General features: G+C 61.4%; 17 protein-coding genes and 1 tRNA gene. 6 read left to right on the top strand and 12 right to left on the bottom strand.

Annotated features, from left to right (window positions below):
* The 3 genes from ACOVQ0_RS15700 to ACOVQ0_RS15690 form a co-directional block, all read right to left on the bottom strand.
* Positions 1–823: alpha/beta hydrolase family protein (locus ACOVQ0_RS15700; protein WP_421886468.1), on the bottom strand; the 823-nt coding region annotated here is incomplete at its 3' end.
* Positions 824–826: 3 nt separating this feature from the next.
* Entirely contained in the window at positions 827–1,729 is a 903-nt protein-coding gene (locus tag ACOVQ0_RS15695) for a VOC family protein (RefSeq protein WP_421886465.1), read from the bottom strand.
* Between the two features lie 26 nt (positions 1,730–1,755).
* Positions 1,756–2,871 (bottom strand): FAD-dependent oxidoreductase, encoded by a 1,116-nt coding sequence (locus ACOVQ0_RS15690; RefSeq protein WP_421886463.1) that lies wholly within the window; start codon positions 2,869–2,871, stop codon positions 1,756–1,758.
* A 235-nt stretch (positions 2,872–3,106) separates the two neighbouring features.
* Between ACOVQ0_RS15690 and ACOVQ0_RS15685 the strand changes: the two genes are divergently transcribed.
* Positions 3,107–4,315, top strand: coding sequence for an MFS transporter (locus ACOVQ0_RS15685; protein ID WP_421886460.1), 1,209 nt, complete (start codon positions 3,107–3,109; stop codon positions 4,313–4,315).
* Complete coding sequence (locus tag ACOVQ0_RS15680; protein WP_421886457.1) at positions 4,270–4,761, top strand: nuclear transport factor 2 family protein; 492 nt, start codon at positions 4,270–4,272, stop codon at positions 4,759–4,761. The genes ACOVQ0_RS15685 and ACOVQ0_RS15680 overlap by 46 nt, the downstream gene beginning before the upstream one ends.
* Before the next feature lie 34 nt (positions 4,762–4,795).
* Here the strand turns inward: ACOVQ0_RS15680 and ACOVQ0_RS15675 are convergent, their stop codons facing one another.
* The 3 genes from ACOVQ0_RS15675 to ACOVQ0_RS15665 form a co-directional block, all read right to left on the bottom strand.
* On the bottom strand, positions 4,796–5,491 hold the full coding sequence (locus tag ACOVQ0_RS15675) for a transposase (protein ID WP_421886454.1): 696 nt from the start codon (positions 5,489–5,491) through the stop codon (positions 4,796–4,798).
* Between the two features lie 786 nt (positions 5,492–6,277).
* Positions 6,278–6,364: transfer RNA gene (locus ACOVQ0_RS15670), tRNA-Leu, on the bottom strand.
* Between the two features lie 110 nt (positions 6,365–6,474).
* Positions 6,475–7,275: an MJ0042-type zinc finger domain-containing protein gene (locus ACOVQ0_RS15665; protein ID WP_421886451.1), complete on the bottom strand. Its 801-nt coding sequence runs from the start codon at positions 7,273–7,275 to the stop codon at positions 6,475–6,477.
* A 149-nt stretch (positions 7,276–7,424) separates the two neighbouring features.
* Between ACOVQ0_RS15665 and ftsE the strand changes: the two genes are divergently transcribed.
* Genes ftsE through ACOVQ0_RS15645 form a run of 4 tightly spaced genes read left to right on the top strand, consistent with a single transcriptional unit; the run spans position 7,425 to position 10,346 of the window.
* The gene (gene ftsE, locus ACOVQ0_RS15660; RefSeq protein ID WP_421886449.1) at positions 7,425–8,174 is read left to right on the top strand and encodes a cell division ATP-binding protein FtsE; all 750 of its coding nucleotides are present in this window, start codon (positions 7,425–7,427) and stop codon (positions 8,172–8,174) included.
* Positions 8,171–9,106: a cell division protein FtsX gene (locus ACOVQ0_RS15655; protein ID WP_421886446.1), complete on the top strand. Its 936-nt coding sequence runs from the start codon at positions 8,171–8,173 to the stop codon at positions 9,104–9,106. The genes ftsE and ACOVQ0_RS15655 overlap by 4 nt, the downstream gene beginning before the upstream one ends.
* Positions 9,103–9,651 carry a YdcF family protein gene (locus ACOVQ0_RS15650; RefSeq protein WP_421886443.1) on the top strand — a complete coding sequence of 183 codons (549 nt, stop codon included), beginning with the start codon at positions 9,103–9,105 and terminating at the stop codon, positions 9,649–9,651. The genes ACOVQ0_RS15655 and ACOVQ0_RS15650 overlap by 4 nt, the downstream gene beginning before the upstream one ends.
* Positions 9,633–10,346: a lysophospholipid acyltransferase family protein gene (locus ACOVQ0_RS15645; RefSeq protein ID WP_421886440.1), complete on the top strand. Its 714-nt coding sequence runs from the start codon at positions 9,633–9,635 to the stop codon at positions 10,344–10,346. Before ACOVQ0_RS15650 ends, ACOVQ0_RS15645 begins: the two co-directional genes overlap by 19 nt.
* A 56-nt stretch (positions 10,347–10,402) precedes the next feature.
* On the opposite strand, the gene ACOVQ0_RS15640 is transcribed toward ACOVQ0_RS15645, so the two are convergent.
* The 6 genes from ACOVQ0_RS15640 to ACOVQ0_RS15615 all read right to left on the bottom strand — a co-directional run.
* Positions 10,403–11,134, bottom strand: a complete 732-nt coding sequence (locus tag ACOVQ0_RS15640) for a hypothetical protein (RefSeq protein WP_421886437.1) — start codon at positions 11,132–11,134, stop codon at positions 10,403–10,405.
* Between the two features lie 149 nt (positions 11,135–11,283).
* Complete coding sequence (locus ACOVQ0_RS15635; RefSeq protein WP_421886434.1) at positions 11,284–11,799, bottom strand: DUF488 family protein; 516 nt, start codon at positions 11,797–11,799, stop codon at positions 11,284–11,286.
* Between the two features lie 148 nt (positions 11,800–11,947).
* Entirely contained in the window at positions 11,948–12,874 is a 927-nt protein-coding gene (locus tag ACOVQ0_RS15630) for a prephenate/arogenate dehydrogenase family protein (protein ID WP_421886430.1), read from the bottom strand.
* Positions 12,871–13,989 carry a histidinol-phosphate transaminase gene (gene hisC / locus ACOVQ0_RS15625; RefSeq protein ID WP_421886427.1) on the bottom strand — a complete coding sequence of 373 codons (1,119 nt, stop codon included), beginning with the start codon at positions 13,987–13,989 and terminating at the stop codon, positions 12,871–12,873. Before hisC ends, ACOVQ0_RS15630 begins: the two co-directional genes overlap by 4 nt.
* A 183-nt stretch (positions 13,990–14,172) precedes the next feature.
* On the bottom strand, positions 14,173–15,492 hold the full coding sequence (locus ACOVQ0_RS15620) for an ammonium transporter (protein WP_421886424.1): 1,320 nt from the start codon (positions 15,490–15,492) through the stop codon (positions 14,173–14,175).
* Positions 15,493–15,527: 35 nt separating this feature from the next.
* A partial coding sequence (locus ACOVQ0_RS15615; protein ID WP_421886421.1) for a P-II family nitrogen regulator occupies positions 15,528–15,737 on the bottom strand: 210 nt, incomplete at its 5' end.

The following is a 15,737-nucleotide window of genomic DNA, read 5'->3' as shown; positions in this document are numbered from 1 at the left end:
TTTCGCCCTCGCGCTTCATGCGCTTGTCCTGCACTTCGCGCCAGTTGTGGTTGGCACCCCACACCGCTCCGCTGGCAAAGCGCGGCTCATAGGCCACCGCACGCGGTGCAAAATGGCCGCCCAGCGAAATGCCCGTCATGCCGATACGCGCAGGGTCCACGTCCGGCTGCTGTTCCAGCCAGTCCACTGCCTTGCTTGCCCAGCTTTCCGAATGCGGATCGACCGGCAAGTCTTGCAACCGCAGCGCCTCGCCCGATCCGGGCTGATCGACGCACAGCGTGGAAATGCCGCGCCGCGCCAGCGCTTCGGGCAGGCGGCTCCAGTAAAGCAGTTCCTTGCAGCTATCCAGACCGTTGCAATAGACAACAACCGGATGCGGCCCCGGCCCTTCGGCACGGGTATAGAGCGCTGGCATGGTGCCATCAGCGAGAGGGATTTCCACCCGCGCGCGGTTGATCTTGCCCAGCCTGGTAGACTTCTCGAAAGCGTCCAGCGCCTTGGCATAAGTTTCCTTGCGGCCCGGCGCGCCGTGTCCCTGCATACGCTCTGCCACCAGCAGATAGAGCGAAGCACGCTCCAGCTTGTTGGAGGCTGAGAACATGCGGCCCTTGGCCTCGTCCTCACCCGCCAGTTCGATCAGCTTGTCACCATAGGACGCCCACTGCTTCATGAACTGCGGCGTGCCGGCATCGCCGCCATTGGCCGCCGCGTCGATGATCGGCTGACACATGTCGACGATCTCGCCGATCTGCCCACCGCTCTCCATCGCGATCGAGACGGACAGGTTCCAGATGTAGTTCGGGAATGGTTCGTAAAGCGCCATCGATCAGACCTCCACAACCTGAAACAGGCCGGGATTGGCGTGCGGATGCGGCAACGTCTGCGGCCCGCCTGTGCCAATGCCCCACTGGTCCATGACCAGCGGCGCCGGAACGTGGACCTTGTGCTGATGGCTTTCGAAATCGACCTCTTCGAGTTCAGAGGTGTATTCGGTCACGAAACCGCCGGGCGTCACGAAATAGCTGAAGGTGTTGTTGCCCGCCGTGTGGCGTCCCGGTCCCCAGCCCATGTCCACGCCCTTCACCTTCAACCGGTGTGCGCCGCGCATCATGTCGTCCACGCTCAGCATGTCATAGGCAACGTGGTTCAGGCACGGCGGCCCCGGCAGGATGGCGATGCGGTGGTGCGCCGAATTGCAGCGCAGGAAGCACATGAAATCGCCCAGCCAGTCCGAAACCTTGAAGCCCAGCACGTCGGTGAAGAACTTCACCGTGTCGTGATGATTGGGCGAATGCAGTACGATATGGCTGATCTTCACCGGCACGCCTTCCCAGCGCGCCAGTTCGCGTGAAGCGCCCTTGGCCACGTCGCTCGAAATCTCGAACAGCAGCCCATCGGGAGAGAAGAAGCGGAACCCATATCCGCCGCCCGGTGATGTCAGTTCGGCAGGCGCAGCCACCACCTTGCATCCGGCGGCTTCGACCTTGGCCAGCAAGCCATCGACATCGGCCCGGCTGTCAGCCGCAAGCGCGATCACATCGATGCGGTTCTCTTCCGCCTTGCGCAGTTGCACAACGTGATGCTCGTCGTGGCCCTGCGCCTTGAACCAGGCCTGTCCTTCGGCCTCGCCTACCGGCTCAAGCCCCCACACATCGGCGTAAAACGCCTTTTCAGCGTCGAATTCCTTCACGCCATACCCGACATAGCGGATTTCGGTAACACGGCTCATTTGTGATCTTCCTTGAAAACGTAAAATCAGATCGGCTGCGAGACGACTGCGAACATCTCCGCCGTAGCCTTGTGATTGTCGACCGCAGGCCCCTTGCCCAACTGGCCCATGCAGATCGCAAGGCTGGATTCGACAATGTAGCGGCAGCGCTCGAACCGTCGGTCGCGGTATGCCTTGAGAGCACTTTCCACGTCGTCGGCACGGCCCAGTTCCTCGGCCAGCACGATCGCATCTTCGATCGCCATGCCAGCGCCCTGCCCCAGATGCGGGGTGGTGGCGTGGACGGCATCGCCCAGCAGGCCCACGCGGCCAAGGCTCCAGTCCCCCCGCACCAGCATCCCTTCGAGCGGACGATAGACCACACCGTCATCGTCGGTGATCTGCTCACCCAGTTCGCGAATCTGAGGCGAACACTTTGCCAGCTTGCCACGCATCGCGGCGGCGATCCCGTCCTTGGGATACCACGGCTTGTCCGGCTCCGGCGTGGTGACATACATGTACATCACGTCTGCGCTCATCGGCACCAGCCCCACGCCGGTCGGCCCGTTATAGACCTGCAGCGCATCCAGCCCTTCGGCACGCGGGAAGTTGTAACGCCACACCGCCTGCCCCGTAAATTCGGGCTTTTCGGCATCGGGCAGGATCATTGCGCGGGTCTGCGAATAAACACCGTCCGCCCCGATCACCAGATCATAGCTACCGGTCGAACCGTCGGAAAAGGTCACCTGAACCTTTGCCCCATCATCATCGATCTTCTCGGCAGTTACGCCAAGGCGCACTTCCGCACCCAGCGCCTTGGCACTATCGCCCAGCACCTTTTGCAAGGCGCGCCGACCAATCCCGACATTGGCGGGCTTGCCTTCCACCAACCGGGGCGAAGGAACGCGCGCCACCTTGGTGCCATCGGGCAGGAAAATCTCCACCGCATCGAAACCACAGGCCGCATCAAGAAAACTGTCGAGCACGCCAAGCTGATCCATTGCCCGGATCACGTTCGATTGCTGGATGATCCCCACACCATAGACCGACCAGTTGGGGTCACGCTCGATCACGGTCACGGCGTGACCATCACGGCCCAGGGCAATCGCCGCGGAAAGGCCGCCGATTCCCGCACCGACAACAAGAATATTCAGGTTTTTCATAATTTTGCACACACACTGCAGCGCAGAATGTGCCCCTCTCGAATGGCACTGTTGGTTGGCGCCGCAGATTTAAGCCGCCCCCATCAATTCACAAAGCAAGTAATTTTTATGCCTCTTCATTCATGGAATTGATGAAAAACCATCCAAGGCTTTAGCTTGACTTGAGTGGACCGTGGCGGAATACCCTTTGAGAATAAGGGTTCTAATTAGCCCTACCGTGCATTTGGGAGAAGACATGGGCACGCAAACCAAGGCTCCGCGCCAACCGGGCATACCGCAAGGGCTGACCATCGTCCTTGCGGGCTTTCTGCCGATCATCGCGATCGTCTCGATGTTTCCTGCGGTTCCCGCCATGATCGCGCATTTCGTCAGCGATCCTGCGGCGCAGACCAAAGTTCCGGCGATGGTATCCGCGCCGGGCCTGACCGTTGCCGTGCTCGCGCTTTTCGCCGGCCTGATGGTCGACAGGTTCGGTCGCCGCCGCCTGCTGCTCGTCTCCACCGCGCTCTATGGTTTCGTCGGCATCGCGCCGATGTTTCTGGCCGACCTCGATCAGATCTACCTCTCGCGCCTGCTGCTCGGCGTGGCCGAAGCCGCGATTCTGACCACGGTGAACACGCTGATCGGCGATTATTGGGACCAGCAGGGGCGCAACCGCTGGCTCACGCTTCAGGGCCTGATCGGCCCGTTCTTCGGTAGCGCGGTGATCTTCACCTCAGGTTATCTTGCCGCGATGAGCTGGAACGCGGTCTTCCTGATCTACGGCGCAGGCTTCCTTGTCTTCTTCGCCATGCTCGCCTTCATCTACGAACCGGAAAGCGACGAGACGGCGCGCAAGATGCTCGGCATCGGCGCGCAGACCAGCACGCCGTTCCCGTGGGCAGGCGTGCTGCTGTTCGGGGTGGTCACCCTGTTCGGCGGCGCACTCTATTATGTCTTCATCATCAATGGCGGCATGGTGTGGAAGGAACTCGGCGTGACCGACCCGGCCGAGATTGGCCGCCTCACCACCATCCCCAGCATGTTCGTGATCGTCGGCGCCGGAATTTTCTGGGCAACCACCCGCTTCGGCCCGCGCGTCCAGCTCACCATCTTCCTGCTTCTGCTTGGCGCCGGACTTGCCGTGATCGGCATGGCTGAAGATTGGACAGGCATGGTTGCAGGCATGGCACTGCAACAGACCGGCGCAGGTATGGCCGTGCCCACGCTGATCGCATGGGCGCAGGGCTATCTGCCATTCGAACATCGCGGACGCGGCATGGGCGTGTGGACATCGGCCTTCTTCTTCGGCCAGTTCGTCTCGCCCCTGCTGGTCAGCGCAGCGCGGGTCTACAGCGGTTCTATGCAGGGTGCCTTCGTCATCGCGGGCCTGCTCGGCGTGGTCATTGCACTGGTCACATGGTTCATCGTGGCCCCGCGCCAGCCCGCACCGGCCACCGCCTGATGCGCCGCGCCCGCATCGCCCGCATCACCTTAGCCGCCACTGCCGCGCTTGCCCTGCTCGGCAATGGCCCCGCCGCGCCCGACAACCGCAAGATCGTGGAAGACTTCGCGCGCCTTTTCTATGTCGAGCGCGACGTGAAGCAGGCGTTCGAAACCTATGTCGCGCCCGATTACATCCAGCACAATCCCGGCGTCCCCGACGGCCGCGACGCAGCCATCGCGCTGCTCCAGCCGATGTTCTCTGACAGAACCCGCAACTTCGAAGTCCGCAAGATCCTCGTCGATGGCGATCTTGCCGCGATCCACATCTTCGCCCGCCCCGATCCCGCCGCACGCGGAGCCGCCGTGGCAGACTTCTACCGGCTCAAGGACGGCAAGATCGTTGAACACTGGGACGTGATCCAGCCCATCCCGGAAAAATCGGCCAACCCGCATCCGATGTTCTGAACTTCTGGCCGGGCGGACGCAGGCGTTACGGTGACTATCCGTTTGCGGCCACCGGCCCTGAATACGCCACGCTTCGAGGTTTCGGACCGCGTTTCTGCGGTGAGAGGCTACGGCCTGTCTGCTCTTCCATGTCGGCCAGCCATTCCGGTGAGCCAACCGGCCGTCCGGTGCTTTCAGCCCTGCGGATAGCGGCATAGGTCAGCGCTTCGTCGAAATCTTCGGAAAGGAATGCGGCAAAGTCGCCCACCCTCTGCAGCGCAGGCCCTGCGGTGACGAACCGGTCATCCTCGCCCACCATCAGCGCACGGGTGCTGGACCACGGCCAGTCCTCGCACCGCGCCACCAGACGGGCGCGGACGGGGTTGAAAGCGATGTAGCGGAGCGCGGCGACGAAGTGTGGCTCGTCCATTGCCACCGAACTGAAGCGGCCCTGCCACAGATGGCCTGTCACGCGCAGGCGCGCATTGACGTATCCGGTGTAGTGGCGATGGACGTAGCGGAACGTGCGGCGCAGGCCGTCCTCATCCGAAGGGACCGCCACGATGTGCACGTGGTTGGGCATCAGGCAGTATGACCAGATCTCCACTCCTGCCCGCCCAGCCGCCTCGGCAAGCAGATCAAGGTAGAGCGCATAATCGCCATCCTCGAAGAACGTCTGCTCGCGACGGTTGCCCCGCTGGGTGACGTGGTGCGGAATGCCGGGAAGGACGAGGCGAGGAAGGCGGGCCATGCTGGGAGGCTATATGGGCGGAGGTTTTAGGTCAATAGTTTGGGGGTTATTGCACGTGTCACCGTAATTCACCAACCACATCCACGGGCACCGTGTAGGGTGTGCATGGAATATCGTTGATTCCGTGCGTGGTGTGGCGCTCGGTGGTCATGAGGTTCAATCAGGATCGGGGCAGGGCTTTGACCAATGGGATGATTGGGGATTTAGTAAAGCGTCACCGTAATTTCTGCACTCTCTGCGGCAACATCTAAGTTGGAAAGTTGGTGTCCACGAACTGCTGGGTAAACTCTTCGGCGCTAACTGTAACGCCTTGTAGTGCCGCATTGGCTTTCCCAGTATCCCAGATACCCTTTATTTGACTGGGAAGATTCGAGGGGAAATCCATTTGATTGGCGACAAGATCGAACCACGAACCTTCTTGCCCATAAACACTAGCAAGCTTCGGGGAATTACGGTGACAGGTGCAATAACCCCCAATTGCCGCCTCACACCCATCCCCTGAATCGCCGGAACGCCGCCTATCATTCCCCAATATACCCACGATGTAAAACCGGTTTCCTACACGGATCGCCCCCGTCATCCTTGGTGGCTTTTTGACATCGTCGATCCCATACGCAGTTCAGCGCCGCTCGATGAATCGACGCCGCCTGGACTTCATCAACTAACTCCGCCCAAACCCCTGAATTCACATGATTCGCGTTTTTCGCTCCCGGAAAGCGTGAACAAACGTCAAAAGGCCCGCAAAACCGGGCGCCCGAAGGCAAGGATCACATTTTCAAAGGGTGATGGTGCGGTCGAGAAGACTCGAACTTCCACGGGCTTTCGCCCACAACGACCTCAACGTTGCGCGTCTACCAATTCCGCCACGACCGCAAAATCAGACGGGGTGCAATGGCCTGTGGCCAGCGCCCCGTGGTGGGGTAGGAGCGCGCCCCTAGCAAAGCAATTTGGTGCGCGCAACAACGATCAGGACTTTTTTCAAATCAATCCGGCTTCCAGCCGATTTCGGCGACTTTGGCGGCCTTGGGCACATCGGTTACCGCCGCATTGATCGTCACGCTTTCACCGGGGGCAAGCTCATCCTGCGGCGGCGGCACGTCCCAGGTCTTCACAACCTTGTCGTTCGAATCGCGCAGCACGATCAGGATTTCGGGAAGTGCGCGCACATCCTTGCCGGTATTGGTCACCGTGCCGCTTGCGCCGAAATATTCGGTGCCGTTGGGAAGCTGGCGGCGGTCCTGCTTTTCGGCCGGGAACGACAGGATCAGATCCGGGCGATCCGCGCCAAATGTTTGCGCCGCGCCGGGCAGCCACTTGGGCAGACCATAGTACCATGCAGCACCAGCCAGCCCGGCCACGGTCACCGCGAAGGCCACCGCAGCGATCGTCCACATCTTCGTCGGATTGCGGCGCGGACGGAACGGTGGCTGGTGATCGAAGGGCGACGTATCCGTATCGTCATAGACCGGTGCCGGGGTGCGGCGCGCGGCTTCTGGCAAAGGAGGCGGCACGACCGGCTCGTCACGGATCGGTGCAGCCGCGCCGACGGTTTCGGCTACGGGCGCTGAAACAGGCGCAGCCTGCATGGCACCTGCCGATGCCGAAACCGATGCTTCTGACGGAGCCGCAACAGCCAGTTCTGCCGATTCGCGTTCGGGCAGTTCAGGGCCGTTCTGGAACCACGCATGGCGGCACCGCGCACAACGCACGGTCCTGCCGTCAACACCAATGGCACTGTCGGGAACGACATAGCGCGTCGAACAGGCGGGGCACGCGATGATCATGGCTGTGGGTTAAGCATGGCCAAGCCTGTCGAAACAATAGCTTCACACGCGAAGAAACGCCTCAACGGCCTTTTTTCCACATGGATTGCCGCGTATGGCCTATCTGGCGTAATCATAACCGCGCAGCAAACGGGTACAGTCTCCTCCTCATGAGCCACAACGAAGACGCGGAGATTGTCCATTTCGACAACGTTGGCCTGCGCTACGGCACGGGCAAGGAAGTCCTGACGGACATCAGCTTCACCCTCTATTCCGGGCGTTTCTACTTCCTCACCGGCGCTTCGGGCGCGGGGAAGACGACGATGCTGAAGCTGCTATACCTCGCCCAGCGCCCTTCGCGCGGGCTGATCCGCATGTTCGGCACCGATGCGATTACATTGCCGCGCGATCGGCTGCCCGGCTTCCGCCGCCGTCTGGGCGTGGTCTTTCAGGACTTCCGGCTGGTCCCGCACCTTTCCGCCTTCGACAATGTGGCCCTGCCGCTGCGCGTGGCGGGCGTGCCCGAGCGTGACATCGTGAAGCCTGTGACCGACATGCTGGAGTGGGTGGAACTGGGCGACCGCAGCCATGCGCGCCCCGCCACGCTTTCGGGCGGAGAGCAGCAGCGCGTGGCCATCGCCCGCGCCGTCATCGGCAGGCCCGACATGCTGGTGGCCGACGAGCCGACCGGCAACGTCGATCCCGACATGGCGATCAAGCTGCTGCGCCTCTTCGAAGCGCTCAACCGGCTCGGCACGACCGTGGTGGTCGCCACTCACGACGTTCATCTGATCCGCAAGGTGCCGGAATCGCTGATCATGCGGCTGGACAAGGGGCGCCTGTCAGACCCCACTGGCGCCCTGCGCTATCCGCCGCGCCGCGTTTCCCCCACGCCACGCCCCGATCTGACGCGGGCATGACGATGCGGGCAGACTTCACCGATGGGCTTCGTGGCGAATGGCGGGAACGCGCGAGCGCCGAAAGTCGGCTGCTGCCACAAGGCAAGCTGTCCGGCCCGATGCCGTGGGTCATCGCGATCATGATCGGGCTGACCGTGGTGGCCAGCGCCAGCGGACTTGCGCTGCGTAACACCGCCCGCGTAGCCAGCGCCGACGTTGCTGGCGGCGTTACGGTGCAGATCGTCAACGGCGCCCCGCGCGAGCGTGACCGGCAGGCGCAAGCCGCGCTCGAAGCGCTGCAGGCCGCGCCGGGCGTAGCGTCGGCGCGGCTGGTGCCGCAAAAGGAGCTCGATGCGCTGGTAGAGCCTTGGCTGGGCACCACGGCGGGCGATGATGTCAACGCCCTGCCCGTGCCCGCTCTGATCGATGTGCGCCTGTCAGGCACTGCAAGCAAGGCCAGCGTTGCGGCACTGCGCACGCGGATCGCGCCGCGCGCCGCCGATGCGCGCGTGGATGCGCAGGCAAGCTGGCTGGCGCCTGTGTTCGAAGCCATCGGTGCAATGCAATGGCTGGCGGGCGGGTTGATCGCGCTGCTGGCCTTCGCAACGGTCGCCACCGTGCTGCTGGCAACGCGCAATGCACTCAGCAACCATCGCACCACCATCGAGATCGTCCACATGCTCGGTGGCACCGACGCGCAGATCGCGCGGATATTTCAGCGCTCGATGGCGGTGGATGCGGCTGCAGGCGGTATCGGTGGCCTGCTGCTGGGTGTGGTGACAACAGGGCTGCTCGGCCGCCAGTTCGCCGCACTGGGATCTGGCATGATGACCGCAGGCGGGCTTGGCTGGACCGATTGGCTGGCCATCTGCTGCATCCCCGTGGCCGGTGTGCTGCTGGCGGTGCTGACCGCCCGGTTTTCGGTGCTCAACGCGCTGAAAGGGATGCTGTGACGAAGCGCGGCATCTTTCGCCGACTGCTGTCGCTCCTTCTGGTTGCATGGGCGCTGGGCTTCTTCTGGTTCGCCATGTTCCTGCCGCAGCCGGTGATCGAACCTGTGCGCACCGATGGCGTGGTCGCGCTCACCGGCGGCGGCGGGCGCATTCCTCACGCGCTTGATGTTGTTCAGAAAAACCGGGCGAAGCGCCTGCTGGTTTCCGGCGTCGATCGCGAAGTGCGCCCACGCGAATTTGCGGTAGAATACAAGGTGCCAGAACGCCTGATGGCCTGCTGCATCACGCTGGGTTACGACGCGGTTGATACCCGCAGCAACGCGGTCGAGACAATGCGCTGGATCAGGGAGAACAAGCTCCGCTCTATCCGGTTGGTGACGACAGACTGGCACATGCGCCGTGCCGCCTTCGATCTGGCGGCAGAGGCACCGGACAGCCTGATCATCGTTGAGGACGCGGTGCCATCAAAGCCCAGTTTCCGCATTCTGTTCATCGAATATAACAAACTGGTAGCGCGACTGGTGGCATGGATGATCGGCTGGTGAGCTTGCGCAAAGTCCTTTCCGTGCCCCGCAGCCTGGCTTTCTATGTGGCGTTTTACGTCGGCTCTGTGGTGTTTGTGTGCGGCTCGGTGCTGTTCATGTCGATCTCCAAACCGCTATTCCGCATGTTCGTGCGCGGCTGGAGCGGATGGCATCGGCTGTGCTGCCGCTGGTTGCTGGGCATCCGCGTGGAACTGGAAAACCCGGTGTTCAAACCGGGCGTACTCTACGCCATCCGGCACGAGGCCTTCTTCGAAGCGATCGACATGCCCTGGCTGTTCCGCCTGCCCGTGGTCTTCGCCAAGGCCGAACTGCTGGCCATTCCCGGCTGGGGGCTGGCCGGGCGCAACTTCGGCCTGATCGGGGTGGAGCGCGAGGCCGGGGCCAAGGCGCTGCGCACGATGCTGAGCGAAGCAAAGCGGCTGATCGCCGAAGACCGCCCGCTGATCATCTTCCCCGAAGGCACCCGCACGCCCCACGGCACGCCGGGCAAACTGCAGGCGGGCTTTGCCGGCATCTACAAGCTGCTGCGCCTGCCGGTCATCCCCGTGGCGGTAGACAGCGGCCCGCTCTACCACCGCACATGGAAGCAACCGGGCACGATCCGCTACCGCTTCGCCGAGGAAATCCCTGCCGGATTGCCGCGTGAGGAGATCGAGGCGCGGGTTGAGGCGGCGATCAATGCGCTGAATGGGTGAGGGTTGAGCTATCAGTCACCGATCTGATGTAAAGAACCGGTTCTTCTTTTGGATAATTAGTCAAATAAAGTTGGTTGAAGATTCGGAAGCATCCGAGGCGGGTAGATTAGGCTGATTATAAGCCATTGATCCGGAAACCGGTGGATTGTGCCCATCAGAAAGTGCAAGTCGGCAGCCGGTAAGGCTTCCTCCAACTTTTGCCGGAACGGGATTTCCCAGTTGTCCCCATGCCGACGGACGCATTTCCAATAAAGAGCACCCGCTTCCCAATCAACAATTTTATGACGATACTCGTTTGTCGTACCGCCTATCGTACACGTGTAGCGGTAGTGAAATGAGAAGGGTATCTTGCGTAGTTGCGCTAGATTTTGCTCGTCCGCAGCATCAAAAAGCCCGATTTGACGCTCATTGGCTTCTAGTTTCTTTCGCTCCTCATCAGTCCAGTCTGGTCGCTCCGGTGTAATGTCCAGTGAAATAATACTACTTGGCTTCAATAGTCCGATAGTTGTACCGCTGGATTTCCGATCACTCTCTAAAGCTGCAAAATCGTTAAATACTGAAACTCCATTTAATGCCACCCGACGATCAGCCCATCTAGCGTGGGTCGAAATTGGCTTTTGGCTACAATCGATGGTGTCGACATAAATTTTGTGGCTTTCAGTCCGATGGTCGCCTTTTGCTTTCTCTATCCGAGCAGCTATCCATTGCCATTTCTTGAACTGTTGCTCGTCTCTAACCAGACGGAATGGTACCGGAAAAAGGCGAATGAACTTGCCGCTCTCGTCCAAGCCTGCAACGCATGACGTCTCAACGTGCTTGGCGCTGGGGGACGGATAAGTCTTACACAGAATGAGTATCCGTGCTTGCCGTGATGCCACTGCTCCAACCCCCTGAATCCATTTTCAGAACACTTAAGTGTCATTGAGGCAGCCGAAACTCAAGCTTGAGCTGTGGATTGCGCCGTAATGGAATGTATAATTGACACTTTTACCGGCGCTGAGGTGCTTTTCTGGACTCCAAGATGACGAACGTTAAAAGTTTCACGACCTTGGAGATGGTCGACTATTATTGATCGATGGCATTCTTTCGGACTCCGCTCATAACACAGGAGAACGGCTTTCGCGGATCTTGCTATATTTGCTGCTTCATCAAGCGCTTTTTGCGCATCATCTGTGGCAATGTGAGTGGAGTAGATAGCCAAGAAACTCTGGTAGTCGCCCCGTTTCATTGCCTCGCGGCCGGGCTTTGGATCGCCTAGCGCTTTCAGGTGAGTGTAATCAATTCCCACAGCCTTCAGAGCGAGAGCCAGCTGCGATTTTGAAAAACCGCGCTTTCGTGAAATCGGTAAGTCGCGAACATCCAGAAGGTGTTCTATCCCCGCTAAAGATAGCGTCGATATGAAGGAATCAATATCAGCCCCTTCATATCCGATTGTCAAAATTTCATTTGTCATCAGCGGCTTCCTTGCAGCAGTGCGACTATCCGCAAAGACAATCGGGAGGTGCCAGATTGCAATTCGTCAAATCCCGCCTCAAGCACGCGCCGCGCGTAGCCTCGATAGCATTGCGCGGCAAGATTCATATATCTTACACCTTTTCCCCTCACCCCTGCCCCGAATGATCGCTCCGTCCGAAATCGGGCCGCGCATCGTCCTGCCCCATTTCAATGATGCCTCGGCGGATGGCGCGGGTGCGGGTGAAGTGATCGTGCAGCGCATCGCCGTCGCCCTTGCGGATGGCTTTTTGCAGTTCGGTCAGGTCTTCGGTGAAGCGCTGGAGCATTTCCAGAACGGCGTCGCGGTTGGTCAGGAACACGTCGCGCCACATCGTGGGGTCTGATGCGGCGATGCGGGTGAAATCGCGGAAGCCGCCTGCGGAATATTTGATGACTTCGCTTTGCGTGACCTGTTCAAGGTCCGACGCGGTACCGACGATGGTATAGGCGATCAGGTGCGGCAGGTGGCTGGTGACGGCCAGAACCTTGTCGTGATGGTCGGCGTCCATCATCTCGACACGCGCACCCAGCGCTTCCCAGAAGGCGACGAGGCGGGCGGTCAGGGCCGCATCGGCATCGGCAGGCGGCGTGACGATGCACCAGCGGTTGCGGAACAGCGTGGCGAAGCCCGCGTCAGGGCCGCTGCGCTCGGTCCCGGCAACCGGGTGGGCCGGGATCACGTGATGGCCGGGCAATGCCTCTGCCAGCGCTGCGGCAACGGTCGCCTTGGATGAGCCGACATCGCTGACCAGAGCATCAGGCGAAAGCCCGGGGGCGATTGCGCGCGCAGCATCGCCCATCGCACCCACGGGCACGCAGAAGATCGCAAGGTCCGATCCTACAGCGGCATCGGCTGCGTCATCTGCAATTCGGTGAGCAAGGCCAAGGTTGCGCGCGGCGTCGCGCACCGCAGGATCGGCATCGTAACCCACCACCGTGACGCCGGGCAGGCAGGCCTGTACCGCATGACCGATCGACCCGCCAAGCAGCCCCAAGCCAACGATGGTGACTTGGCTGAAGGGCGCAGCGCTCACTTCGCAGCCTCGCACATCGAACGGATGGCCTCGGCAATTTCATCCATCTGCTCTGCGGTGCCGATAGTGATCCGCAGCGCTTGCGGCAGGCCCTGCCCCGGCAGCCAGCGGGTAATATAACCGTGGTCCATCAGGCCCGTGTAAACATCCTCGGCGGTCACCTTGCCCTCAAACAGGATCAGTACGAAATTGGCCTGAGTGGGCAAGGGGCGCACGCCGTGGTTGCCCAGAGCTTCAAGCTTTTCAACAAAGCGCGCGCGTTGCTTTGCGTTGTGGCTGCGCGAGGCTTCGACGAAGGCCTGATCCTGCACTGCCGCAAGGCCAGCGGCCTGCCCGGTCAGCGAAATGTTGAACGGTCCGCGAATGCGGTTGAGCATATCGACCACGGCGGGGTGCGCTGTGCCCCAGCCAATCCGCTCTCCGGCAAGGCCGTAGATCTTCGAGAATGTGCGCGTGGCCAGCACATTCTGCGCGGTGGTGGCAAGGTCCAGCGCGCCATCGTCCAGCGCGGGATCGACGTATTCCGCATAGGCACCGTCAAGCACCAGCAGGATATCAGGCCGAAGCCCTGCATGAAGGCGCGCGATCTCTGCGCGGGGCAGCCAACTGCCGGTGGGGTTGTTGGGATTGGCGAGGAAGACCACGCGGGTCCGCTCTGTCACGCAAGCCAGCAGCGCATCGACATCGGTGCCAAAATCGGCATCGGGCGCGATCACCGGCACGGCCCCGCACCGCCGCGCAGCGATGTCATAGACCGAAAAGCCATAGCGGACGTAAAGCACTTCATCGCCCGGCCCGGCATAGGCCTGCGCCGCAAGGTTGAGCAGTTCGTCAGAGCCAGTGCCCATCACCACGCGCGCAGGATCGAGGCCGTGAACCTGCGCGATAGCGGCGCGCAGATCCTTGCTGTCAGGATCAGGGTAGCGCGCCGGATCGCCTGCATGGAGTCTCGCTTCCAGCGCTGAAGCGCTGGTGCCGAGCGGGTTCTCGTTGGCGGAGAGCTTGGTCAGCACCTGCCCGTCCTTGCCGGTCGATTTGCCGGGGACATAGGCGTGAATGCCTGTGATCCAGCTTTTCGGTTGGGGGGCGGATGGGGTCTGCGGCGCGTTTTCCATGAGGCCGCGCCTTAGAGATTGCGGCAGTTCCCGGCAAGCGAACCGCAAGGCACGAACAAAAAAAGGGCCGGAAGCGGGCTAGCGCTTCCGGCCTTAGTCTGTTCGCAGGAGGAACAAGGTTTGGCGGGGTGGGAAGATGAGAGGGAGAGGATCTGGTTCCGCCCATCCCGCCAATTCGAAAAATCAGTAGTTGTAGGCGCGCTCGCCGTGTTCGCCGAGGTCGAGGCCTTCGCGTTCGACTTCTTCGGTGACACGCAGGCCGGTAAGAGCCTTGGCGACAAACATCGCCACAGCGGTGCCGACAGCGGCCCAACCGATGGTGGTGACGACCGCGAGGATCTGGACCACCAGCTTGGCACCCATGTCGTAGTCTTCAGCGCCAGGGCCACCCAGCGACGGAGCATAGACAACCGCGGTGCCGATGGCGCCGACGATGCCACCCACGCCGTGGATACCGAAAGCATCGAGGGAGTCATCGTAGCCCAGCTTCGGCTTGATCACGGTGACCATGTAGAAGCAGATGATCGAAGCGATGGCACCAAGGACGATCGCGCCGAACGGACCCGAGTTACCAGCGGCAGGCGTGACGGCGACGAGGCCAGCGATGATGCCCGAGCAGAAGCCCAGTGCCGAACCCTTGTGGCCAGCCATACGTTCCGCAAGCATCCAGAACAGACCGCCCGAAGCCGTAGCGACGAAGGTGTTGATCATGGCAAGAGCAGCCGAACCGTTGGCTTCGAGCGCCGAACCGGCGTTGAAACCGAACCAGCCCACCCACAGCAGACCCGTGCCGATGGCAGTCATGGTCAGCGAGTGCGGTGCCATGATTTCCTTCTGGAAACCAATGCGCTTGCCAAGGATGAGGCACGCCACCAATGCCGAGACACCAGCGTTGATGTGAACCACGGTGCCGCCAGCAAAGTCGAGCGCGCCCATGTCGAAGAACAGGCCGCCAGCAGCCCAGACCATGTGTGCGATCGGGAAGTAGACGATCGTCAGCCAGACAGCTGCGAATGCCATGATGGCCGAAAACTTCATGCGTTCGACCACCGAACCCAGCACCAGCGCGACGGTGATCGCGGCGAAAGTCATCTGGAAGGAGATGAACACATATTCGGGAATTTCGACGCCAGCGGTGAAAGTTGCCGCCTGGCTCGAAGCATCGACGCCGGACAGGAAGAACTTGCCCCAGCTGATGAAGGCATTGCCTTCAGGTCCGAATGCCAGACCATAACCGTACATCACCCACAGCAGCATCGCGAGGCACGCCACCGCGCCGATCTGCGTCATCGTGGCGACCATGTTCTTGGTGCGGGTCAGACCGCCATAGAACAGCGCTAGGCCGGGAAGGATCATCATCAGGACAAGGACGGTCGACGTCATCATCCAGGCGGTATCGCCTTTGTCTACAGTGGCGGCAGCCGCCTCCTGCGCGTGGGCGGCCGTAGCGGCGAAGAGCGAAGCGCCCGTTCCCGCCAAGCCACCGATCATCTTACGGATCATGTTGGTTCCCCTAAGGTCGGAAATGGAAGGCACGCTCACAGCGCGGTATCCCCGGTTTCGCCGGTGCGGATACGGGTGGCCGATGCGAGATCGAGGACGAACACCTTGCCATCGCCGATGGCTTCGGTGCTGGCGGCCTGCTGGATCGTTTCCACGATCTGCGGCGCAAGGTCGTCGCTCGCGGCGATTTCGATCTTCACCTTCGGCAGCATGTTGGTCGAATATTCGGCGCCACGGTAGATTTC

This window comes from Novosphingobium sp., from assembly GCF_049240505.1.
Taxonomy (GTDB): domain Bacteria; phylum Pseudomonadota; class Alphaproteobacteria; order Sphingomonadales; family Sphingomonadaceae; genus Novosphingobium.
The sequence above is the reverse complement of the archived record's forward strand: the minus strand, read 5'-3'. Positions and strand labels throughout refer to the sequence as shown.